The sequence below is a fragment of the Marinobacter sp. L-80 genome, from assembly GCF_056859395.1.
Genome location: NZ_JBSXOI010000070.1, coordinates 276,499 through 298,771, shown reverse-complemented (window position 1 = coordinate 298,771; position 22,273 = coordinate 276,499). Strand labels below are relative to the sequence as shown.

The following is a 22,273-nucleotide window of genomic DNA, read 5'->3' as shown; positions in this document are numbered from 1 at the left end:
TCACTGCCACCACAAAGCCAGTTGCGGGAATGCGATCAACAGGGCCAGCGCAACAATCTGCAAGGCAATAAATGGCAGTAGCGACCGGAAAATCTCGCCGAGGGTGATGTCCTTGGGGGTTACCGTTTTCAGATAGAACGCGGCCGGGCCAAAGGGCGGTGACAGGAAGGATACCTGCATATTCATGCAGAACACCACACCGAACCAGATCGGGCTGTAGCCCAGCTCCGTGACAATGGGCACGAAAATCGGCATGGTCAGAAGAGCCACCCCGACCCAGTCCAGGAACATGCCCAGAATCAGTAGAATAAACATCATGAACAGGATGGTGGTTAGCCCATCCCCGCCACTGACTGCAAAAACCATCTCGCGGACAAACTCGATACCGCCCATCAGGTTGTAGACGCCCACAAGAGCGGTGGCGCCGATGCCGATCCAGATGATCATGCCACACACCCTCAGCGTACTGATTGTGGCTTTGCGCACCATGGCCAGAGACAGTTCTCCCCGGATCCAGGTACTGATGGCAATGCCCAGCACACCCAGGGCCGAAGCTTCGGTGACCGACGCCACACCGCCATAGATGCTGCCCAACACGACCACGACCGACAGAATCGGGAACAACAGGGCCTTGAAGAAGTTCGGCGCCGGGGTTTCCGGCTGATCCTGGTCGGAGGGGATGGGGGCCATCTCCGGCTTCAGCCAGACCCTGACCAGCACGTACCCCATATAGAGTAGCGCCAGGATCAGCGCAGGCAGGAACGCCCCCTTGAACAAATCACCAATGGAGACGTTTGCGGTCAGACCATAAATAATCAGGACAATACTCGGCGGCAACATGGTGCCCAGCGCACCACCGGCACAAGTGGTGCCAATGGCCAGCTTACGATCGTAGCCGAGGCGCAGCATCTGCGGCAGCGCCAGGATGCCGAGCAACACGGTTTCGCCACCGATCACCCCCGACATGGAAGCAAGGATCACCGCTACCACCAGAGTCTGGAGGGCGACACCACCGCGCAGTTTGCGGCCAAAACGAGCCATAGCATCAAAAAGGTCCCGGGCAATGCCGGAATGATCCAGTAGCGACGCCATCAATACGAACATCGGAACCGCCAGAAAAACGTAGTTACCGATAAAGCTGTACAGACGGCTGCTGACAATCGGCAGCGCGTCCGGGCCAAACCAGCCCAGGGCAAAGACCAGGGCCACCAGGCCAGTGGCAAAGGCCAGCTGCATGCCTGTCAGTAACAGTACAATCAGCATCAGCAGCATCAGCAGGCTGCCGTAGCCAATTCCGAGAGAAGCCAGCTCAAACATTACCTTTCTCCCCGGCCGTTGCCGGACCACGCAGATCACGAATCAGGTGCAAGACAAACTGAAGGGTCATAACAGCAATGGCCACCAGAATGATCACCTTGAGAAAGGCAGGAAACGGCGGATTCCAGGCTGACCCGGAGGTCTCCAGACGCCAGCCGCCCCAGGGGGCCCAGACAGCGCCCCTGGCCATGAACCAGCTGGCATAGAGCAGCATCGAACAGAACGCCAGCCCGAACAGATGGTGAACCACCCGCAGCCAACGCTGGATGGCCGGGGACACGGCGTCGTAGATCAGCACAATCCGCACGTGGCGATCAGTGGCCAGGGCATAGAGCCCACCCAGCACGAACAGGGTGGCACCAGCGAAGGTCACCGTTTCATGCACCCAGAGCGTCGGCGATCCGAACACATATCGACGGACAATCTCGTAGAAAGACACCAGAACAATCAACGCGAAAACCAGGCTCAGCTTTTTTCCCAGCCAGACAATGGCGCGGTCAAGGCGGGTAAAGCCGATATCCTCGTCGGTTTCGGGCAGCAGATCACCCTGGCCCGGAGTGCTCTCCGGCCCGGAAGAAAGGTTTGCAGTAGACATAATCAACTCCGCGCACTGGGCAGGCCTTGCCCACCCAGTTGCTGGTTACGGGGCATCGACTTCAGAGCAGGCCCTGAGATTCCAGATAGCCGGTTACCGACTGATAGACTTTCTCGGCATTGGGGGATTGCTCAGCGTATTTCTTCCACTGCTCCCGGGCAATGGTGCGGAACTTCCGGCGCTCTTCCGCCGACCAGTTATGAACGGTGATATCAGGATTGTCACGGGCTTCTCTGACGGCCTTCTTGTCCGCCATGGCCAGCTGGGCGCTGATATCCTGGGCGAAGTCCCGGGCCGAGACGGTCATGATCGTCTGAATATCCTCGGGAAGCTTTTCCCAATCTTCCAGGTTCATGGCAATTTCGATCAGCGGCAGCGAGTGGAAGCCCGGGTACACCGGATGCTCGGCAATCTCGTGCAAACCGGCTTCGTGGTTGGTGGAGAACACCGTGTAGTCAGCAGCATCAATAACACCCTTACTCAGTGCGGTGTAGACCTCGGAACCCGGCAGGTTCACTGGCGCCGCCCCCGCGGCGGCAAACACCGACTGCACCAGACCTTCCGGTGCACGCATCTTGAGGCCTTTCAGGTCCTCCACACCGTCCAGCGGTTTCTTCGAAACAAACGACTCCAGGCCAGTGCCACCACCGCCAACAAACTTCACGCCATAGGGCGCGTAGAGCTCGTTCATCAGCTCATAGCCACCGCCATAATTGATGTAATCGATGAGCTGGTCCGGGCTGGACCAAGCGCCCACGGTATTGCCAATGAGCCCGAACGCGGGATCCTTGCCGGAAAAATAACCGGTCACCGACACATGGCCATCCAGGACGCCCATATTCATGGCACCGAGAGTTTCGGTATGGCTTACCACGCTGCCCACAGGCAGAAGATCAATGGCAACGCGGCCACCGGTCATTTCTTCGACACGGTCAGCCCATTGCTGCTGAATCTCGAAGTTCTTGACGCCAGAGGGGTCGGAGGACTGGAACTTGAAGGTATAGTCCGCCGCGAAGGCGTTAAAGGCAAATGCAGCTGACAGTAGGCCAGTCGCGAGTCGGGTCGGGAACATAATCGCGTCTCCTGATTGTTTTTGTGCCGGCAGATGTTACCGGTAACATCAGAAGCGTATCGAATTCGGAAATCACTTACAAGGGTGTTTTTTGAGCAGGAAACAGTAGGGAATAAAAAAACCGGCCTGCCAGAAAGCAGACCGGTGAAACGTCAGGGTTTGCGACGTGCTAAAACCTGAGATCGCACTCAGGAGACGCAAGGAATATCCGAATTCCCAACGTCACCGTTATGAGTCCGATTTTCGCCAAAAGTTCCAGGCTAGATCATTTTTTGATCGATTCTTCGGATTTCACTTACACAGGGCCGCGCCCAGATCGTCCCTGTCGTGCAGTGCCGGCCGATACTTCTCTCTCAGAGCCATCACACGCTCACGATACGCTGGCGTCAGGTAGGGAATTTCCAGGGTGAGCACCTGGTAGATGCCCTGCTTCAGCTCGGTGAGCGTGAGACAGGCAGATTCCTCGGCCGCATGGGCGGTTTTCAGGAACGCCATCCAGTTGGTAATCACCAGCCACACATTCAGCGACATGGCCGATCGCAGGTCTTCCTCCTGGGGTTCAATAATCCCGGCTTCCGCCAGTTTTTCGAAAATGCGACTGATTGACGTCAGGCAGCGGTTGGTGAAATCGCGATAGTCCTGTCGCAGTCTCTTGTCGCTGTCCAGAAGGTATTCCAGATCCCGGTGGAAGAACCGGTAACTCCAGAGGCCGTCAAAGACCGACTCCAGATAGAAGGTCATGTCGTCCAGGGTCATGGCCCGGTCTTCCGGAATGTCCAGGTAGAAATCCACCAGTTTTTCGTATTCCAGGAAGATCTCGTAAATGATGTCCGACTTGTTGCGGAAATGGTAATAGAGGTTGCCCGGCGAAATGGCCAGGTGCGCCGCGATATGGTTGGTGGTGACGTTGCGCTCGCCCCGCTCGTTGAACAGCTCCAGGCTGGAGAGCAGTATCTTGTCTCTTGTCTTCATAGACCCGTCGGCGTTTGTTGTTGTATCGCTCACAGATGGCCCGATTCGCCACCCGCCTCCGCTTGACTCACTAGAGTATATACTCTAATAATACCCCCAGACGCAAATTGAACACTTTTTCGCCAGTCGTTCAATACCTGAAATAACGGGCCACCGACGAAGCATGATCGGGGCCGAAGAGGAGAAAAATCATGGGAGCCACTGTCGTTCAGCTCACCGAGAGCAAGAAACAGATCCAGCACACCCACCGCGTGTTTGAGGATCAGAAAAAGGCGTTCCGCAACAATCCCATGCCTTCCCTGGCCGAGCGGCAGGAAAACCTGAAACGCCTCAAACGGGTGCTGCTGGGTAACCAGGACCGGCTTCTGGATGCCATCGACCGGGATTTCAACTGCCGCTCGAAAGACGAATCCCTCATTGCCGAGGTCATGCCGTCGATCCAGGGCATCAATTACACCCTGAAAAATCTCAGTAGCTGGATGAAGCCATCCAAACGCCATGTATCCATGTTGTTCCAGCCTGCCAGCAACAAGGTCCACTACCAGCCCAAGGGTGTGGTGGGCGTAATCGTGCCCTGGAACTACCCTCTCTACCTCGCAGTGGGCCCCCTGGTTGCGTCTCTGGCTGCGGGCAACCGCACCATGATCAAGATGTCGGAGTACACGCCACACACCTCGGCCCTGTTCAAGGAGCTGATTGAAGCCAGCTTCCCGGAGGACCTGGTCTCGGTTATTAATGGCGAGGCCGACGTGGCTGCAGACTTCTCGTCACGTCCGTTTGATCATCTGCTGTTCACAGGTTCTACGTCGGTGGGCAAGCTGGTCATGAAGGCCGCAGCGGAAAATCTGACACCGGTCACCCTGGAGCTGGGAGGCAAATCCCCGGCCGTGGTCTCCCCGGATGTGCCCATGGAAGACGCGGCCCAGAGAATCGCCTTTGGCAAGGCTTTCAATGCCGGCCAGACCTGCGTGGCGCCCGATTACGTCCTTTGCCCCGCTGACCGGGTGCAGTCGTTTGTCGACGAGTTCCGTGCCCGTTTTTCCGAGATGTATCCCAGCCTGCGGGACAATGACGACTTCACTGCCATCATCAATGAGCGGCAGTACGATCGACTGCAAGGCTACCTTGAGGACGCCCGGGAGAAAGGCGCCGAATTGGTGGAGATCAACCCTGCCCGGGAGAATCTGAAGGACGGCACCCGAAAACTGCCCCTGACGCTGGTGCTGAACACCACTCCGGATATGAAGGTGATGCAGGATGAGATCTTCGGTCCGATTCTGCCGATCGTCAGTTACGGCAGCCTGGATGAAGCCATTCACTACATCAATGATCGTCCGCGGCCTCTGGCGCTGTATTTCTTCGGGTACGACAAGACCCAGCAGCAGCATGTGGTGGATAACACCCACTCTGGAGGCATGTGCATCAACGATTCCCTGATGCACGTAGCCCAGGATGATCTGCCTTTCGGTGGCATCGGTGATTCCGGCATGGGGCACTATCACGGCCGTGAGGGGTTCCTGACCTTCTCCCATCACCGGGCCATTTTCACCAAGCAGAAATTCAACAGCGGCAAGTTTGTCTATGCGCCCCATGGGACAACTGCGCACAAATTGGTTTACAAGTTCTTTATCCGCTGAGAACTCGGAGTCTGTCGCGGGCTGGTAGCCCCTTCCAAAACACGCCGTGAATACGTCCGTGTAGGCTTGAGCAAAACATCCCTGTTTTGCACAGTTTTGGAAGGGGCTACCAGCCCGCGACGATTCAGCATTTTCCCCGCTATCCAAAAACAATAACGAGAACACACCCATGCAGAAACAGATCCCTGATCCGTCAGGACACCCTCAATTTGCCGATCTCAACCGCCGAAGCTTTCTAAAAACCGGACTTGGCGGTGCCGTGTTTCTGGGCACCGTCAGCGTCACCGCCGGGCTTAGCGGATGCGCCACTCAGCCGGCGGGCCGGCTGAGTGCCGTTGGCACCCGGATGGACGCCAGCTACCAGTTCCGGTTTTTAAACGAGGATGACATTGCGCTGTTCGAGGCCTTGTTGCCCGCCATGATTGGGCCGGGTTTGCCAGAGCAGCCACAGGCCAGAAACCTGGCAATTGCCGGGACGATCGAGCGGATTGATGCCGGCATCCACAAGTTCGGACCAGCTAACCAGAAGGAACTGCGGCAACTGTTTGACCTGCTGAACTTCGGGCTCACCCGGGTGACCGTTGCCCGGGTCTGGTCCAGCTGGCCGAATGTGACAACGGCGGAAGCCGACGCGTTTCTGGAGCGCTGGCGCACCAGCCGTATCGGGCTGTTCAACAACGGCTACATTGCGCTGACCAAGATCAGCAACGTGGCGTTTTATGGCTATCGGGATTTCTGGCACCTGTCCGGCTATCCCGGACCACCGCAATACGCGGTCGACGCATTGCCACAATTCCAAAACGCCTGATTGCCAGCTGATCTGACGGAGCACAAACATGTCATTGACCGATCGTATTGCCCAGGGCCTGGAATCAGGCTGGAACGTCACCGATAGCGCCCTCCTGACGCAAAACCTGACCGCAGAAGCGGACGTTGTTGTTATCGGAACCGGCGCCGGTGGCGGCACCACCGCCGAGATTCTGGCCCGCAGCGGGTTGTCCGTGATACTCGTGGAGGAGGGCCGGCTTTACTATCAGAAAGACTTCAAGATGGACGAGCAGACCTCCTATGCCAACCTTTACCAGGAAGGCATGAGCCGGGTAACCCGGGACGGGGCAATCGCCATTTTGCAAGGCCGCTGCGTGGGCGGTTCCACCACGGTAAACTGGACTTCCAGTTTCCGGACACCGGCGCCCACGCTCAATTACTGGGCCGAGCAGTTTGGCCTGGACGAACTTCGGCCGGACGCCATGGCGCCCTGGTTCGATGGCCGGGAAGAACGCCACTCCATGGCCCCGTGGCAGGTCGACCCGAACGTCAACAACGACATCTTGCGCCAGGGCTGCGAAAAACTGGGTTACAGCTGGCAGATCATTCCCCGCAATGTGAAAGGCTGCTGGAACCTGGGCTATTGCGGCGTCGGCTGCCCGACCAACGCCAAACAGGGCGCCCTGATGACCACCATTCCGGGGGCGCTCGATAACAACGCCCGGCTGTTCCACAGCCTGCGCGCCGACCGCCTGGTAATGAACGAGGACAAGATCGACCACCTGGAAGCCTCTGCCTTTGCGGATGATGGCGTCACCCCGACCGGGATCAAGGTCACGCTCAAAGCCCGACACTTCGTGGTCGCCGCCAGCGCCATCGGCAGCCCCGGCCTGCTGCTCCGCTCCGACATCCCGGACCCGCACCAGCGGATCGGCAAGCGTTCGTTCATCCATCCGGTCAACGCCACCGTCGCCCAGATGCCTCAGCGCGTCGATCCGTTCTATGGCGCGCCCCAGTCCATCTACTCGGACGAATTCAACTTCCGAAACGGCGTCGACGGCCCGGTTGGTTACAAACTCGAGGTGCCACCGCTGCACCCGGGCATGTCCAGCGGCGTCATACCCGGCCACGGCGAAACCCAGATCAACAACATGGCCGGCCTGCCCCACATGCAGTCCGTCATCGCCCTGCTCCGGGACGGCTTCCACCCCGAAAGCCCCGGCGGCACAGTCTCCCTCCGCGACGACGGCAGTCCGGTACTGGACTACCCCGTCAGCGACTACCTCTGGAAGGGCATCCGCGAAGCCTTCCACACCATGGCCGAAATCCAGTTCGCCGCCGGTGCCGAAAAAGTCCGCCTGATGCACCTGGATTCCGACTGGTACACCAACTGGACCGACGCCAAAGCCGCCATCGACCAGCTCCCCATGGCACCCCACCGCGTCCGCCTGTTCACCGCCCACCAGATGGGCGGCTGCGCCATGGGAAGCAATCCGCAAAACTCGGTCGTCAACGGCTTTGGTGAACACCACCAGGTCAGCAACCTCAGCATCCACGATGCCTCGATCTTCCCCACCAGCATCGGGGCAAATCCGCAGCTGTCGGTTTACGCCCTGGCGGCACGGAACAGTACAAGGTTGGCTCAAAGACTCTCGCGAGCAGCCAGCTAGCATTGCGCGCAGATAACAGCCCCAGTTTCCTTCGGGGAGGCTCGCACGGGGATGAAAGGGCTGGCTGGAAGGGCTTGTCCGGGAATGTGAGAAGCCATGGATGGCTTCGCTCAAGCGCACATGGGTGAGACAAGCGATTATGAAGCGAAGCTTCATGCGCAGGCGAACGACAGCAATCTGTGATTGCTGGCCGGACCCCGAAGGGGTGCTTGTAGCGTTTCCCGGACAAGCCCTTCCAGTCGGCCCCACCACATAGCCGACATGCACGACCTGAAGCCCCGGACGCCTACAGAGTCTCCGAAAATGCTGCTATCCTTGGGCCTCGCAAAGAAAGGAGCTGCGCATGTCCAAAGTCATCTACCCGGGCACCTTCGATCCCATCACCAACGGCCACACCGACCTGATCGAACGGGCCGGCCGAATGTTTGATGAAATCGTCGTCGCCATCGCCTACAACCCCAAGAAACAGCCACTTCTCGATCTAGAAGAACGCTGCGAACTGGTCCGCCAGGCGACCGCGCATCTCCCCAATGTCAGCGTCACCGGATTCAGCAACCTGCTCGCCGATTTCGTCCGTGAACAGGGTGCCACCGTGATCCTCCGTGGACTCCGGGCGGTATCGGATTTCGAATACGAATTCCAGCTGGCCGACATGAACCGCCGTCTGGCTCCGGAAGTGGAAAGCGTTTTCCTGACACCGGCCAATCACCTGTCCTACATCTCCTCCACCCTGATCCGGGAAATCGCATCCCTGGGTGGCGATGTCTCGGAGTTTGTTGATCCGGCGGTAGAGGCTGCCCTGAAAAAGAAGTTCAGCTGAAGCTGAACTAACAAAAAAGCCCCGACCAGCGGGGCTTTTTTATGGCAATGAAGCAGCGGCGTCAAAGCAACGGCGGCAAAGGAATTTCCACACCGTTCACGTCCAGCACAAGATCTTTCATACTGGCATCAAGCACCAGACTGTCACCCTGCTCTACCAGCAGCCCCTGCTTTATCAGCGGTGCCAGCTGTAACCGGAATTCCGGGTATTCCTCCGCGAGCGCGACGGGCAGACTGAGATCCATTTTGCCGGTCAACTGCTGCATCACCATCAGCATTTCTGCTTTCTGATCCGCCGTCAGCTCCGGATGGGCGATCCGGGCGCTGCCTTCTATCACACCCTCCGGGGTGGTCACCGTCAGCTCTGGAAAACCAACCGAGAACCCGGCTGCTGCCAAATCCCGAACGGCGGCATTCACCTGCTGCATGGCGGCCATCTGCTGCTCAAACTGCTGGGGACCGCCAGAGGCCTGAGTGATAGCCAGCGCCTGCATGGATGAAAGGCTCTCGGTCAGGTTGCTCCAGGCCGCCACATCCAGCCCGGACAATGCGAACACCAGTCTCTGGGGACCATAACGCTCATCGGCCGTTGAAACGCCAGCGACCTCGAACGTCATTCGTGAATCCAGGCGCTCACCATCGTTGACCGGCTCGCTGCTGCTAAGAACCGAAATCCCCTGAAGCATGAAGGGGGCTTCCGCCGCCGGGGTCACAGCAACCGATTCCACCGCAATCTCGCCGGAGCCGGTCCAGACCTCACCGGTCAGATGACTCATGGTTTGCTCGAGGCGGAAGTCGCTGACCTGGATATCCAGGTCCGGACCGGACAGGGTTACTCCCGGCCAGACCATCAAGGCATCGGCCTGAGAACCGGCCTCACTGACCTCAATTCTTGCCAAGCCGCCACTTGAGGCCAGGGTCTCCCCGGTATCCGGGTCCGTCAGGGTCATCTGGGGCGCTTCGAGTTCGAGAACAGCGGTACCCCAGAGACGGGTTTCCAGGGTCAGCTTCGGCTCCTCACCGGAGAACCAGTCGCTATCGCCGGCGGCCCAGCCATCCTCGGGCTGGAAATCCATCAGGCTGCCGGTCACGCCATGGGTCACATTGGCCCGGTAGGCAAGCTTCAGGGATTCACCGGTTTCCGGATTGATCAGGTTCACCGAACCTCTGAAACGGGCCCCGAGAATACCTCTCTCATAGTTATCCGTTTCCATGCGAAGGAAGGGTTGTGCATCGTTCACCTCCGCTGTTGCCTGGTGCCACTGCTGCTCAGTTACGTATCCCACGACCCAGGGCAGGCCGCCCGCTACAGCCAGCACACCAGCGCCGGCAATCATCCATTTGGTGTTCAAACAACTTTCTCCAGTTCGGGAATCAGGTTTTTCCGGTCAGCCGTTCAAGCAACACCAATTGTGAGGCAAGGCGCTCTTCACCTTCTGCGGGCTGGTTCTGAATATAACTGCCGTCCGGTTGCAGTACCCAGGACTGGCAATTGTCGGCCAGGTAGGTATCCAGATCTTCTCTGACCCGGGCGGCAAGATCAGGATCGTCCAGGGGGAAAGCGGTTTCCACCCGGCTGAGCAGGTTCCGTTCCATACCATCGGCACTCGAACAGTACACATCCGGGCGGCCATTGTTGCCAAAGTAGTAGACACGGGTGTGCTCCAGGAAGCGGCCAATGATCGACCTCACCCGAATATTCTCCGAGAGGCCCGGCACTTCCGGACGCAGACAACAGATGCCGCGGATGATCAGATCGATTTTCACACCGGCCTGTGAAGCCCGGTAAAGCGCCTTGATCAGCTGGATTTCCGTCAATGCATTGAACTTGAAGATGATCCGGCCCTTGTCCCCAAAGCCCGCTTCCCGATCAATCAGGCTCAGTAGCCGGGGATGGAGGGTGAAGGGCGAATGAAACAGCTTCTTGATCTTCAGGGCCTTACCCATGCCGGTAAGCTGCTGGAACAGCTTGTTGACGTCATCGCTGATGGACTCATCGCAGGTCATGAAGCTGTAGTCGGTATACAGACGGGCGTTACCGGCATGGTAGTTACCGGTGCCCAGGTGCACATAGCGGCGCAGCCGTCCCTCCTCACGCCTCACAATCAGAATCATCTTGGCGTGGGTTTTGTAACCAACCACGCCGTATACCACGATCACGCCCGCTTCCTGCAGCCGACTGGCCAGCTCGAGGTTCTCGGCCTCACTGAATCGCGCCCGTAACTCGATAACCGCGGTAACCTCCTTGCCGCGGCGGGCCGCATCCGCCAGCGCCTCGACAATCTCCGAGTCTGCCCCCGTCCGATATAGGGTCTGGCGAATCGCCAGAACCTGAGGATCCTTGGCGGCCTGGCGCAACAGATCAACGACCGGGCTGAAATTTTCGTAAGGGTGCAACAATAGAATCGGGCGCTTGCGAATGGCATCGAACATCGATTCCTTGCTGCGTATCAGCTTGGGAATCGACGGCGAAAAACCGGAATAGGTGAGGTCCGGACGGTCCACCAGCCCTCCGACCGCCATCAATCGGGTCAGGTTCACCGGGCCATGGACCTGGTAAAGATCGCGCTCGGTCAGACCGAATTCCTTCAGCAGGAACTGAACCAGCTCTTCCGGGCAGTTGTCGGCAACCTCAAGGCGCACGCCGTCGCCAAACCGGCGACTGAGCAGCTCACCACGCAGGGCCGAGGCCAGGTCTTCCAGATCGTCTTCAAGCTCAAGGTCGGCGTTACGGGTCAGCCGGAACTGATAGCAGCCTTTCACCTCCATGCCGGGGAAGAGCTCGTCGGCGTGGGCGTGGATCATGGACGACAGGAACACCAGGTTTTCGCCACCATTGCAGACATCATCAGGCAGACGGACCAGGCGGGGCAGCGAACGCGGAGCCGGCACAATCGCCATGCCGGTTTCCCGCCCGAAGGCGTCCTTGCCGTCCAGCTCAACAATGAAGTTCAGGCTTTTGTTGACCAGACGCGGGAACGGGTGCGAAGGATCCAACCCGATGGGGCTGACCACCGGCAGGATCTCCTCCTCGAAATAAGTGCGCACCCACTCCGCCTGCTCCGGCGTCCACTCCCGGCGCCGGACAAAGTGAATGTTCTGCTCTTCCATCTCGGGAATCAGCACATTGTTCAGTATGTCGTACTGCTCGCGAATGTACTCGTGAGCAACACGGCTGATCTCCGCCAGGGCCTGGTCCGGTATCATGCCATCGGCACCAACGGTCTCACGGCCGTATTTCATCTGCTGCCTTAGACCGGCCACACGGATCTCGAAGAACTCGTCCATGTTGCTGCTGAAAATGCAGCAGAAAATCAGACGATTGATCAACGGGTGCGTCGTATCCAGGGCCTGCTTGAGCACGCGGTAATTAAACTGGAGCTGGCTCAGTTCCCGGTTGAAGTAATTTTCATTGGCATCCAGGTTGATCTCCTCACCAACCGGGGGCACATCCACCGGCGCAGGCACACTCCGGTCATCCCCTGCCGTCTGATTCTTCGCCGTTTCCGTTGTCATGATTCCTCGATTCCAGTGTGTTCGCCACTGCTGGCGAATGATTTTGGCCTTATCCGCGCTGACGGTCCCGCATCAGTCGGGCCGCGCGCACGGCAAAGTAGGTCAGGATTCCGTCGGCCCCGGCTCTGCGCATGGCCATCAGGCTTTCCATCATCACCGCATCCCCGTCGAGCCAGCCGTTCTGGGCTGCGGCCATATGCATGGCGTATTCGCCACTGACCTGGTAAACAAATGTTGGTACCCGCAATTCCGTCTTCACCCGGTGCACGATATCGAGATACGGCATACCGGGCTTGATCATCACCATGTCTGCGCCTTCGGCCAGGTCCATCGAGACCTCATGCAATGCCTCGTCACCGTTGGCCGGATCCATCTGGTAGGTCGCCTTGTTACCCTTGCCGAGATTGGCGGCCGAGCCTACCGCATCACGGAAAGGCCCGTAATAGCTTGATGCGTACTTGGCAGAATAGGCCAGGATCCGTGTGTTCACATGGCCGCCGTTTTCCAGGGCTTCGCGAATGGCACCAATCCGGCCATCCATCATGTCAGACGGTGCGACCACATCGGCGCCCGCATCGGCATGGGAGAGCGCCTGGTTGACCAGTGCCTCGACCGTCACGTCATTGAGGACATAACCGTCGTTATCGATGATGCCGTCCTGGCCATGGGTGGTGAAAGGGTCCAGCGCCACGTCTGTAATCACTCCGAGTTCCGGGTGGGCCGACTTGAGGGCGCGAACCGCTCTCTGCGCCAGACCATCGGAATCCCAGGCTCCGGAGCCGGAGAGATTTTTCTTCTCGGCCGGAACTACCGGAAACAGGGCAATTGCCGGGATACCCAATTCGACCAGCTCCGCAGCCTGTTCAACCAGCAGATCAATGCTCAGGCGCTCCACTCCCGGCATTGAGGGCACCTGTTCCCGCTGGCCCTCACCCTCCAGCACGAATACCGGATAGATCAGGTTGTCCGGCGTGAGCTGGTTTTCCCGAACCAGGCGACGCGAGAAATCGCTGGCCCGGTTACGGCGTAAGCGGGTGGCAGGAAAAGTACGGGGAGTCGGAATCGGCACTGACAACCTCCTGGATGGCTGAACAAAAAGTCTGATGGACCGTCTCGGCATCCGCCGGGCGCCCTTTGCGCCATCATACACGGCCGGCGCCGCTGGTTGCAGACTCCCCTGGCAGGATAGGGCGATTAAATGACAGGTTAATTACCGTATCGAATCCAGCGCCTCGGCTCGAACCTGTTCGGTTTCATTGAAGTGGCTGGCCCTCAGACGCTCCAGCGCCTGTTGACGTTCCGGCTCGGCAAGCCCGGGGGACAATAGCCGGTCCCGCTCCTGTGAATAGACTTGCCAGCGGCGGTCCCAGTTCTTTTGTTCCTCCTCAAGGCGGGCCAGCCTGTCCGCCGCGGCTTCCCCAAAGGCCTCCTGACGCCAGGCCTCGAGCGCCCGGGGATCATCCGCCAGCTCCCGGCGCACCTGTTCATAGTCTGCAAACCGTCGGGTCTCCTCCCTGGCCTTGCGGAGCGGCTCCGGCAAGGCAGACTCGGCCTGGCGAAGAGCTTCTGCTTTCTGCTCATCGGTCAGGCTGTCATTGCTTGCGATCCTGAGTTTTTCGATCTGGAAGCGGTCGACTGCCTCATCGTCAGCAAAGAAAGCGACGGCGGTATCGGCATCAAGCCAGGTCCGCCGCAGTGCCTGGATCTCTGCCATCCTTCGCTGCATCTCACCCGCGCCAAGCCCGGACACCTCACCATAGCTTTGTTCCAGCTCAGAAACCGCAAGTTTATATTCCAGGTAGTTTCCAAGGGTTACCAGGGCCTGGGATCTCGCTGGCTCTTCCAGGCCCGACAGCGCCGCTTCAATGCGCGCCACCAATGCTTGCAGCGATTCCTCTCCCAGGGCTGACAGGAAATACTCGAACAGCTGTCGCAGATGCGGGGTCGGGACAAGATTGCCGAACCTGTCCGTTCGGGCCCAACCATCCGGGACCGAGGTGCCGGCCAGCGAGGCTGGCAACTGCTCGGGAACACGGACCGTGGAAGCGTTGTTTACCAGGTCGGAGGGCGCAGAAGAGGCCGCCCCCTTGTTCAGTGATTTCAGAGACTCATCAACAGGCGCCGATACGACCGGCTCACCCTCGGCAGCCGGATATGTCGTCATCAGCCAGAAGCTGACAACAGCTGCTATGATCAGTAGCAAAACAAGGAAAAGATGGATTCGGCGCTTCATTACCACACAGGAGTCCGGATTACGGGTGACTGGCGATTTGCCCGGGCTAACGGCGCAAAATGATAATGAACGAGGATAAACGACGCTGACAGGTCATACCGAGACAGGGATCAAAAACGGAGCCGGGGCGAAGCGCCCCGGACTGCCGTCTGAACGTTCAGAGGGAGCGGTTGTTAAAACCCACTTCCACCTTGCGAGGTGTATCAGAACGGAAGGAGGTATCTACTTCCTGGATCCTTCCGCCCTGGCTCAGGAACGCTTCGATGTCTGCCTGCAACTGTGCGCGAACGCGGGCACGGCCGGCGATGGAATGGTTGTCGTCACTGTCGCTGGTCCAGCTTCCGGACTGCTCCAGGTTGCTTTCGTCGAATTCACTCATGATCTTTTCTCCATCAACGAAAACAGATGGTCGAGTGCTGCGACCCCGCAGGGAACCTCACTCCGTATCGACGAAAGACCGCCTGCGGCTTCGTCTTGGCGTCTTTATAATCTGCTTTTCGTGACCACGCTATTTATTGGCAACGACTTTTTTGTAAATTTTTGTAAATCACAACAAACAATTGAATTACATGCGAAAATTTTATATTCGTCTGTAGATCAAGAAATTGACAGAAAGAATGAATAGTGATTCACTGCTTATAGGGAGCCCGAATGGCCTATCGAGAAACGGAAAAAATGCGCCAGCGCAAGGCGGAGGCGCGCAAACGGATTGTGGACTGCACTTATCAGTGCGTGGCCGAAGGCGGTTTTCGAAGCGCGCGGGTTACCCGGATCGCCGGGCTGGCCGGCGTTGCCACAGGAACTATCTACCGGCACTTCGAGTCCAGAGAGGACCTGTTCGCCGAGATTTTCCGGCTGGCAACCCAGCGGGAGGTCGACAAGGTCGCCGAAGCTCTGGCCTCCGATGGCAACGCCGCCGAGCGGCTTGAGCGGGCACTCAGACAATTTGCCGAGCGGGCACTGAAAGGCCCGCAAATGGCCTGGTCACTGATCGCCGAGCCGGTGGACCCGAAAGTGGAAGAAGAACGACTGGCATACCGCAAGGCGTACGCCAACCTGTTCGAAAAAGCGATCCGCGAAGGCATTGAAGAAGGATGCATCCGGGATCAGGACGCTCGCCAAAGCAGCACCTGCCTGGTGGGCGCCATAGCGGAAAGCCTGGTTGGCCCCCTGTCACCGACACAGACCAGCCAGGCCACCAGCACAACAGAAGACAACAATGACCCGCTGGTCAATTCCATCATCTGCTTTTGTATGCAGGGGTTGACCGGCACCAGGAGGTAGCTATGAACGCGCGGCAGCCCGGGCCAGAGACGCCATCAAACGACCAGGAAGATCGCTACCTGGCCAGCACCCACGAGGTCTTCAACCAGCCACCGGCCCTGGAGAACTATAACCTGTTCGAACAGGACATTGCCCTGCAGGAAGCTGCCCTCCGGGAGGGCGCCGGTAAAGCTGCCGAGGACCTCAAGGCATTCGGAGCCCTGGCCGGGGCCGCGCAGACCATTGACCTGGGGTTTCGCGCCAACGCCAACAAACCGGTCTTCAACACCCATGACCGTTTCGGCCACCGCATCGACGAAGTGGACTTCCATCCGGCCTATCATGAGCTGATGCGGATTGCCTTCGACAATGGTCTCCACAGCAGCCCCTGGAGCCATCCAGGCCAGGGCGCGCATGTTGCCCGCGCAGCCAAGTACTACATGCACTCCCAGGTGGAGGCCGCCCACTGCTGCCCTGTAACCATGACCTTTGCCGCCATCCCGTCAATTCGCAAGCAGCCGGAACTGGCGGCCGACTGGGAAGCCAGGATCCTGGCCGACAGCTACGATCCCCGCAACCTGCCGGACAGCCAGAAAAGTTCCGTGACCATTGGCATGGCCATGACCGAGAAACAGGGTGGCAGCGACGTTCGCGCCAACAGCACCAGGGCCTACCCGATCGGCGCGGGAGGCCCGGGCCAGGCCTATGAGCTGGTGGGTCACAAATGGTTTGTCTCTGCTCCCATGTGCGACGCTTTCCTGGTACTGGCTCAGACACAGTCAGGACTGTCGTGCTTCCTGATGCCCCGCTGGCGCCCGGACGGCACCAAGAACCCCTGGCAGGTCCAGCGCCTCAAGAACAAAATGGGCAACGTTGCCAACGCCTCCAGCGAAGCCGAACTGCGCGGCGCCCTTGCATGGATGGTTGGCGAGGAAGGCCGCGGCGTGCCCACCATCATTGAAATGGTGGCCATGACCCGCTTCGACTGCATGATCGGCAGCTCCGCCGGCATGCGTCAGGCCATCGCCCAGGCCAGCCACCACTGCCGTCACCGCAGCGCCTTCGGTGCCCGCCTGATCGATCAGCCTCTGATGCAGAATGTCCTGGCCGACCTGGCCCTGGAAAGCGAAGCGGCACTGGCCTATACCATGCGCATTGCCCGCGCCCTGGATAACCAGGACAAAGAACACGAACGACTGTTGGCACGCCTCGCGACACCGGTCGGCAAATACTGGATCTGCAAACGCACCCCGAACCATGCCTATGAGGCCATGGAATGCATCGGCGGCAGCGGCGTGATGGAAGACTGCATCATGCCCCGGCTGTTCCGGGAATCCCCCGTCAACGCCATCTGGGAAGGCAGCGGCAACGTTCAGTGCCTGGACACCCTACGCGCCCTGCAAAAAGAGCCTGAAACCCTAGACGCCTTCTTCAAGGAAGCCGCTGAAGCCAAAGGCGCCGATCGCCGCTTCGACCAGTTCCTGGCGCAGCTGCAACACGACTTCGCCGACATCAGCGATTTCCAGTACCGCGCCCGAAACCTGGTCGATCGCATGGCCCTGGCCCTGCAGGGCTCCCTGCTGCTCCGCCACTCGGATGCCGCCGTCGCCGACGCCTTCTGCGCCTCGAGACTCGAGTCCAGTGGCGGCATGAACTACGGCAACCTGCCCTCGGGCACCGATCCGGCAGCCATTATCAAACGGGCAACGCCTGTAGTAGGCTAAGTTGCTATTGGAAGCCCACTGAGAACTCTGAGAGTCGATGGGGAATCCCCTCCCAAAAATGTGCGGAGCCATGGATGGCGGAGCCCAAGCGCCACAGGGATGTGCCGCAAGGAGCGTTTTTTGGGAGGGGATTTCTCATCGACTCCAGCACGGAATCAAAGATGTCAGAAGCCCTGAGAAAACTCCTGCGGGAAGGCCAAAAGCCCCAGCAGCCGGTTATCACGCCCCACGTGGGCGTACTGACCCTGCACTTCCAGCTCTACGGCTGCGACGACCTCAAAGCCAAACGCAAAGTCTTCACCGCCCTGAAGGCCGTCTGGGGCAAAGAACCCGACCTGGCCGTTGCCGAAACCGCCGACCAGGAGGCCCTCGACTGCGCCACCTGGACCATTGCCGCCCTGGGTACCTCCTCCCAGCAGATTACCCAGCGTCTGGATCAGATCGAAAAAGCCATCGAAGAACGCGTGGATGCTGCCATACTTGATATACACCGGGAAATACTCTGACCGGGACGCAATAACCTGAGCAGGGGCCGTGTGGCGTAACCTGTCGCCAGGCCGTATACTACGCCCCCTCAGGGATGCCAGTGCGCCTGCCAGAGGCGGGTGACCAGAAACCAATGCCGGACATGAATGCCGGCCGTATCCGCAGGGCATCCGGAACCGGCCCTTCGGATGACCACTGAATGTGAGTGGGCGCCTATGACCGGAAAGAAGAAATCCGCACAGGCCTCGGTAGAGGCCATGTATCGCGTGTTCACGGTGCCCGAGGCACCGGAATCGACGCTGAGCCGGATTGACCAGAACATCTCCCGCAATCTTGCAGGCTTCTTGCAGGAACACATCGTTGCGGTTGAACGGGACCTCTCGGATGTGGAGAAAGACTTCTCCGACTACAGCATTCCCGAGAAGCCCGTCTTCGTATCTGAACAGGCCCAGTTCCTGCTCGACAAACTGGTGGCAAATTCCGTTCACACCGCCTCTCCGGCCTTTATCGGGCACATGACCTCTGCGTTGCCGTACTTCATGCTGCCGCTTTCGAAGATCATGATTGCCCTGAACCAGAACCTGGTCAAAACCGAAACCTCCAAGGCGTTCACGCCCATGGAACGCCAGGTACTGGGCATGATTCACCGGCTGGTGTACCAGGAAGACGGCGCCTTCTACCGCAAGTGGATGCACGATCCCCGTTACGCCCTGGGTGCCATGTGCTCCGGCGGCACCGTCGCAAACCTGACCGCCCTATGGGTCGCCCGTAACCGGGCGTTCCCGGCTGAAGGCAGCTTCCGGGGCCTGCACCAGGAAGGTCTGTTCCGGGCGCTGAAATACTACGGCCACGAAGGCGCCGCCATCGTCGTTTCCCGCCGCGGCCACTACTCCCTGCGCAAGGCCGCCGACGTACTCGGCCTGGGCCGCGAGTCCCTGATACCGGTGGATACCGACGACGAAAACCGCATCAATACCGATGCCCTGCGGGACAAGTGCCTGGAATTGCAGCGCCAGAAAATCAAAGTCATGGCCATCTGCGGCGTGGCCGGCACCACCGAAACCGGCAACGTCGACCCCCTGGACGCCATGGCCGACATCGCCCGGGAATTCGGCGCCCACTTCCACGTGGACGCCGCCTGGGGCGGGCCCACGCTGTTCTCCCGCACCTACAAACACCTGCTGCGGGGCATCGAGAAGGCCGACTCCGTCACCTTCGACGCCCACAAGCAGCTCTACGTACCCATGGGCGTGGGCCTCGTGGTATTCCGCGACCCGAGCCTGGCCAGTGCCGTTGAACACCACGCCCAGTACATCATCCGTAAGGGCTCCCGGGATCTTGGCAGCACCACCCTGGAAGGCTCACGGCCCGGCATGTCCATGCTGATCCACTCCGGCCTGAAAATCCTGGCCCGGGAAGGCTACGAGATCCTGATAGACCAGGGCATCGACAAGGCCAAAACCTTCGCGGAAATGATCGAAGCAGAACCGGATTTCGAGCTGGTTACCAGGCCCGAACTGAACATCCTGACCTACCGCTACTGCCCGGAAAACGTCCAGGAAGCCCTGGCCATTGCCGATCCCCTGCAGGCGGAAAAGCTCAACACCTGCCTGAACCGGATCACCAAGTTCATCCAGAAAACCCAGCGGGAAAGGGGCAAGGCGTTTGTGTCACGGACCCGGCTGGAGCCGGCCCGCTACTTCAATTTCCCGTGCATCGTGTTCCGGGTGGTACTGGCCAACCCGCTGACCACCAAAGAAATCCTGGCGGACATTCTTGCCGAGCAGAGAGAGTTGTCCCGGGATGAAGGTATCGAGGATGAGATTAGTATTCTGCACCAGATGGCAGATGCTGTCCTGAAGCAGGCGACGCCGAACGCGAGACAGGCCTGAAGAGTCCAAAAGACTTAGCCATGGCGATTTTAGGCCACAACCATGGCTCAGGTGAGCCGGGCGGGGGATGGTTCAAAAACTGTGCGGAGCCAGGGATGGCGGAGCCAAGCGTACAGGGACGTATTCACAGCGTGTTTTTGAACCATCCCCCGCCCGGCTCGCTTCTCCCAAGCCTGCAGACAAGGCCTTAGTACAGGGCCTCTTCATCATCCAGAACATCATGGATGATATCCAGGAACATCTTATCCGCCTCACTCCAGTTCTCCGGAATCCGGATATTGGTGCTGGCACTGATCTCCTGTGCAATCAGCTCCTCGGCATTCGGCTGACCACGATGCTTGCGGGCGATCTCCATGGATTTAACGGCAATGGTCGGATCGCTCAGAACCTTCTTGATAAAGGTCCTCAGCTCATCAATCATCTTCGCCTGACGGCTTTCAACGGATGAACTCATACTTCACTCCATGGACAAATAGGCTTGAGGGGTGAAACACCCCTTTTTACAGATAGTATGACCAAACTCGGTTTATACAACCAGCCCGGTCAGATCAACAAGCCCCGGAGCGTAAAGAACAGCGTCGCCGCCATGATGGCAGATGCCGGCACCGTAATGATCCACGCTGCAGCAATTCGCACAAGGTGCGAACGCTTGACCATCTCTTCCCGATAAATCCTCTTCAGGCGCTTGCGCTCGGACTTGGACAGAGGCACCTGCTTTTTCTTCTTGGCCTGCTTGAGCAGGTTCTCCATTTCCTCCACCGAGGCATTACGGAAATCATCCAGGAAAGGCTTGAGACGCTCCTGCTCGGCGGGATCATGGTGCTCCATGATCTTGTGCAGTTGGGTAGCGTAGTTCGACTTCAGGTACTCCCGCAGAAAGCCAACGCCGAACACACCACCAATGGCAATGTGGGTGGAGCTGACCGGCAGGCCCAATTGAGACGCAAGAATCACCGTGAGGGCTGCCGACAGGGCAATACAGAAGGCCCGGGTCTTGTCCAGTTCGGTGATTTCACTGCCAACGGTCTTGATCAGTCGCGGCCCGAACAGCATCAGGCCAACAGCCAGACCCAGGGCGCCCACCATCATCACCCACATCGGTATGCTCGCCGACATGACAACCGAATCAGCAGAAAGGGCATCATTGATCGCCGCCAGCGGACCAATGGCGTTGGCGACGTCGTTGGCCCCGTGCGCAAAACTCAGCAGTGCCGCGGCAAAGATCAACGGCCAGGTAAACAGGGTATTCACGCCTGCCGAGCTGTTCTCCATGGTCGATGCCATGCGGCCCACCAGGGTGCGCATAACGAAGAACACCACGGCGGCCGCGGCAAGCCCGATCAGCGTCGCCTCGAGAAAATCGACTTTGACGATCTTCTTGACGCCCTTGATCATCAGGTAGGTGCCAAAGGCCCAGGCCATGATCGCCACCAGCCAGGGAACAAAGGTCCTCGCGGCCGGAATGACCTCTCTTCGATAGAGCACAGTCTTCTTGATCGCAAACAGGAACAGGGCTGCCAGAGCACCGCCCAGCACCGGCGAAATCACCCAGCTGGCGGCAATTTTGCCCATCACCGCCCAATCAGCAATACCCCAGCCACCGGCGGCGATACCGGCACCCAGAACGCCGCCAACAATGGAATGGGTTGTAGACACAGGCGCGCCCATCCAGGTGGCCAGATTCAGCCAGAGGGCGCCAGCCAGGAGGGCGGCGGTCATCAGCCACACGAACGCCCTGCTCTCTTCCAGATTGGAGGGATCAATGATGCCACCCTTGATGGTGGAGACCACATCTCCGCCGGCGATGATCGCGCCACCGGCCTCGAAAACGGCTGCGATGAGCACAGCGGCACCCAGGGACAGGGCACCAGAACCCACCGCTGGCCCCACGTTGTTGGCAACGTCATTGGCGCCAATGTTGATCGCCATGTACCCGCCAATCACCGCGGCGGCCATCAGCAACATACTGTTGGGCATTCCCTGGCTGAATGATCCGACAGTCAGCCACACGCCAAGTAAGAAAAGCAGGCTGATGCCGACCCTGTATCGTTCCGTGGTAGGGCTGGTGAGAAGGGTATCCAGGAATCCGCTCGAACGGGCCATAACAGATCAGGTCTCGTTTAGTCTGTGAGGATTGGGGGCGAACGCTGTCGCGCGGCAACTATAATTTTTTTGACATGAAAATGAAATAAAACGGTCACAATTCACACAGACTAAACACATCACAGACTCGAGTGCAAAAACGCACTAAATTGACTCATAATCCCGGACATAAGCGCCAAAATTACAAAAACAGCAAAAAAAGGTTC

Annotated in this window: 19 protein-coding genes; 8 read left to right on the top strand and 11 right to left on the bottom strand. The window is 58.9% G+C overall.

Annotation, left to right across the window (positions count from 1 at the left end):
• The 4 genes from AC13E3_RS14400 to AC13E3_RS14385 all read right to left on the bottom strand — a co-directional run bounded on the left by AC13E3_RS14400 (position 1) and on the right by AC13E3_RS14385 (position 3,956).
• Positions 1–1,317 (bottom strand): TRAP transporter large permease, encoded by a 1,317-nt coding sequence (locus tag AC13E3_RS14400; protein WP_008173480.1) that lies wholly within the window; start codon positions 1,315–1,317, stop codon positions 1–3.
• A complete protein-coding gene (locus AC13E3_RS14395) occupies positions 1,310–1,912 on the bottom strand; it encodes a TRAP transporter small permease subunit (RefSeq protein ID WP_008173482.1) in 603 nt (200 codons plus the stop codon). The genes AC13E3_RS14400 and AC13E3_RS14395 overlap by 8 nt, the downstream gene beginning before the upstream one ends.
• 61 nt (positions 1,913–1,973) lie before the next feature.
• Complete coding sequence (locus AC13E3_RS14390) at positions 1,974–2,984, bottom strand: TRAP transporter substrate-binding protein (RefSeq protein ID WP_008173484.1); 1,011 nt, start codon at positions 2,982–2,984, stop codon at positions 1,974–1,976.
• A gap of 291 nt (positions 2,985–3,275) precedes the next feature.
• Entirely contained in the window at positions 3,276–3,956 is a 681-nt protein-coding gene (locus AC13E3_RS14385; protein WP_008173486.1) for a TetR/AcrR family transcriptional regulator, read from the bottom strand.
• Between the two features lie 191 nt (positions 3,957–4,147).
• Between AC13E3_RS14385 and AC13E3_RS14380 the strand changes: the two genes are divergently transcribed.
• The 4 genes from AC13E3_RS14380 to coaD all read left to right on the top strand — a co-directional run bounded on the left by AC13E3_RS14380 (position 4,148) and on the right by coaD (position 8,851).
• On the top strand, positions 4,148–5,593 hold the full coding sequence (locus tag AC13E3_RS14380; RefSeq protein WP_008173488.1) for a coniferyl aldehyde dehydrogenase: 1,446 nt from the start codon (positions 4,148–4,150) through the stop codon (positions 5,591–5,593).
• A 169-nt stretch (positions 5,594–5,762) separates the two neighbouring features.
• Positions 5,763–6,401, top strand: a complete 639-nt coding sequence (locus tag AC13E3_RS14375) for a hypothetical protein (RefSeq protein ID WP_008173490.1) — start codon at positions 5,763–5,765, stop codon at positions 6,399–6,401.
• A gap of 28 nt (positions 6,402–6,429) precedes the next feature.
• Positions 6,430–8,031: a GMC family oxidoreductase gene (locus AC13E3_RS14370; protein ID WP_008173492.1), complete on the top strand. Its 1,602-nt coding sequence runs from the start codon at positions 6,430–6,432 to the stop codon at positions 8,029–8,031.
• A gap of 343 nt (positions 8,032–8,374) precedes the next feature.
• Positions 8,375–8,851 carry a pantetheine-phosphate adenylyltransferase gene (coaD, locus tag AC13E3_RS14365; protein ID WP_008173494.1) on the top strand — a complete coding sequence of 159 codons (477 nt, stop codon included), beginning with the start codon at positions 8,375–8,377 and terminating at the stop codon, positions 8,849–8,851.
• A gap of 61 nt (positions 8,852–8,912) precedes the next feature.
• Here coaD and AC13E3_RS14360 read toward each other — a convergent pair whose 3' ends face one another.
• The 5 genes from AC13E3_RS14360 to AC13E3_RS14340 all read right to left on the bottom strand — a co-directional run bounded on the left by AC13E3_RS14360 (position 8,913) and on the right by AC13E3_RS14340 (position 14,978).
• Positions 8,913–10,202, bottom strand: coding sequence for a DUF945 family protein (locus tag AC13E3_RS14360; RefSeq protein WP_273085089.1), 1,290 nt, complete (start codon positions 10,200–10,202; stop codon positions 8,913–8,915).
• 22 nt (positions 10,203–10,224) lie between these two features.
• Complete coding sequence (ppk1, locus tag AC13E3_RS14355) at positions 10,225–12,366, bottom strand: polyphosphate kinase 1 (RefSeq protein ID WP_482902170.1); 2,142 nt, start codon at positions 12,364–12,366, stop codon at positions 10,225–10,227.
• A gap of 49 nt (positions 12,367–12,415) precedes the next feature.
• Complete coding sequence (gene hemB / locus AC13E3_RS14350) at positions 12,416–13,435, bottom strand: porphobilinogen synthase (protein WP_008173501.1); 1,020 nt, start codon at positions 13,433–13,435, stop codon at positions 12,416–12,418.
• Positions 13,436–13,576: 141 nt separating this feature from the next.
• Positions 13,577–14,530 carry a lipase secretion chaperone gene (locus AC13E3_RS14345; protein ID WP_482902169.1) on the bottom strand — a complete coding sequence of 318 codons (954 nt, stop codon included), beginning with the start codon at positions 14,528–14,530 and terminating at the stop codon, positions 13,577–13,579.
• A 226-nt stretch (positions 14,531–14,756) separates the two neighbouring features.
• Complete coding sequence (locus AC13E3_RS14340) at positions 14,757–14,978, bottom strand: hypothetical protein (RefSeq protein ID WP_008173503.1); 222 nt, start codon at positions 14,976–14,978, stop codon at positions 14,757–14,759.
• 272 nt (positions 14,979–15,250) lie between these two features.
• Between AC13E3_RS14340 and AC13E3_RS14335 the strand changes: the two genes are divergently transcribed.
• The 4 genes from AC13E3_RS14335 to panP all read left to right on the top strand — a co-directional run bounded on the left by AC13E3_RS14335 (position 15,251) and on the right by panP (position 19,964).
• Entirely contained in the window at positions 15,251–15,883 is a 633-nt protein-coding gene (locus tag AC13E3_RS14335) for a TetR/AcrR family transcriptional regulator (protein ID WP_482902168.1), read from the top strand.
• Positions 15,884–15,885: 2 nt separating this feature from the next.
• Complete coding sequence (locus tag AC13E3_RS14330) at positions 15,886–17,586, top strand: isovaleryl-CoA dehydrogenase (protein ID WP_008173507.1); 1,701 nt, start codon at positions 15,886–15,888, stop codon at positions 17,584–17,586.
• 161 nt (positions 17,587–17,747) lie between these two features.
• Complete coding sequence (locus tag AC13E3_RS14325) at positions 17,748–18,092, top strand: DUF503 domain-containing protein (RefSeq protein WP_053113183.1); 345 nt, start codon at positions 17,748–17,750, stop codon at positions 18,090–18,092.
• A 195-nt stretch (positions 18,093–18,287) separates the two neighbouring features.
• Positions 18,288–19,964, top strand: a complete 1,677-nt coding sequence (panP, locus tag AC13E3_RS14320; RefSeq protein WP_286811280.1) for a pyridoxal-dependent aspartate 1-decarboxylase PanP — start codon at positions 18,288–18,290, stop codon at positions 19,962–19,964.
• A 187-nt stretch (positions 19,965–20,151) separates the two neighbouring features.
• Here the strand turns inward: panP and AC13E3_RS14315 are convergent, their stop codons facing one another.
• Positions 20,152–20,418 carry a hypothetical protein gene (locus AC13E3_RS14315; protein WP_069182143.1) on the bottom strand — a complete coding sequence of 89 codons (267 nt, stop codon included), beginning with the start codon at positions 20,416–20,418 and terminating at the stop codon, positions 20,152–20,154.
• An 89-nt stretch (positions 20,419–20,507) separates the two neighbouring features.
• A complete protein-coding gene (locus AC13E3_RS14310; RefSeq protein ID WP_482902167.1) occupies positions 20,508–22,067 on the bottom strand; it encodes an inorganic phosphate transporter in 1,560 nt (519 codons plus the stop codon).
• Positions 22,068–22,273: the final 206 nt, after the last annotated feature.

Bases quoted from the DNA above. Each gene is read 5' to 3' on its own strand.
- AC13E3_RS14370 (WP_008173492.1), top strand. From the start codon at position 6,430: ATGTCATTGACCGATCGTATTGCCCAGGGCCTGGAATCAGGCTGGAAC.
- ppk1 (WP_482902170.1), bottom strand. From the start codon at position 12,366: ATGACAACGGAAACGGCGAAGAATCAGACGGCAGGGGATGACCGGAGT.
- AC13E3_RS14310 (WP_482902167.1), bottom strand. From the start codon at position 22,067: ATGGCCCGTTCGAGCGGATTCCTGGATACCCTTCTCACCAGCCCTACC.
- AC13E3_RS14395 (WP_008173482.1), bottom strand. From the start codon at position 1,912: ATGTCTACTGCAAACCTTTCTTCCGGGCCGGAGAGCACTCCGGGCCAG.
- AC13E3_RS14315 (WP_069182143.1), bottom strand. From the start codon at position 20,418: ATGAGTTCATCCGTTGAAAGCCGTCAGGCGAAGATGATTGATGAGCTG.
- coaD (WP_008173494.1), top strand. From the start codon at position 8,375: ATGTCCAAAGTCATCTACCCGGGCACCTTCGATCCCATCACCAACGGC.
- AC13E3_RS14375 (WP_008173490.1), top strand. From the start codon at position 5,763: ATGCAGAAACAGATCCCTGATCCGTCAGGACACCCTCAATTTGCCGAT.
- AC13E3_RS14400 (WP_008173480.1), bottom strand. From the start codon at position 1,317: ATGTTTGAGCTGGCTTCTCTCGGAATTGGCTACGGCAGCCTGCTGATG.
- AC13E3_RS14380 (WP_008173488.1), top strand. From the start codon at position 4,148: ATGGGAGCCACTGTCGTTCAGCTCACCGAGAGCAAGAAACAGATCCAG.
- AC13E3_RS14330 (WP_008173507.1), top strand. From the start codon at position 15,886: ATGAACGCGCGGCAGCCCGGGCCAGAGACGCCATCAAACGACCAGGAA.
- panP (WP_286811280.1), top strand. From the start codon at position 18,288: ATGACCGGAAAGAAGAAATCCGCACAGGCCTCGGTAGAGGCCATGTAT.
- AC13E3_RS14385 (WP_008173486.1), bottom strand. From the start codon at position 3,956: ATGAAGACAAGAGACAAGATACTGCTCTCCAGCCTGGAGCTGTTCAAC.
- AC13E3_RS14335 (WP_482902168.1), top strand. From the start codon at position 15,251: ATGGCCTATCGAGAAACGGAAAAAATGCGCCAGCGCAAGGCGGAGGCG.
- AC13E3_RS14325 (WP_053113183.1), top strand. From the start codon at position 17,748: ATGTCAGAAGCCCTGAGAAAACTCCTGCGGGAAGGCCAAAAGCCCCAG.
- AC13E3_RS14390 (WP_008173484.1), bottom strand. From the start codon at position 2,984: ATGTTCCCGACCCGACTCGCGACTGGCCTACTGTCAGCTGCATTTGCC.
- AC13E3_RS14345 (WP_482902169.1), bottom strand. From the start codon at position 14,530: ATGACGACATATCCGGCTGCCGAGGGTGAGCCGGTCGTATCGGCGCCT.
- AC13E3_RS14340 (WP_008173503.1), bottom strand. From the start codon at position 14,978: ATGAGTGAATTCGACGAAAGCAACCTGGAGCAGTCCGGAAGCTGGACC.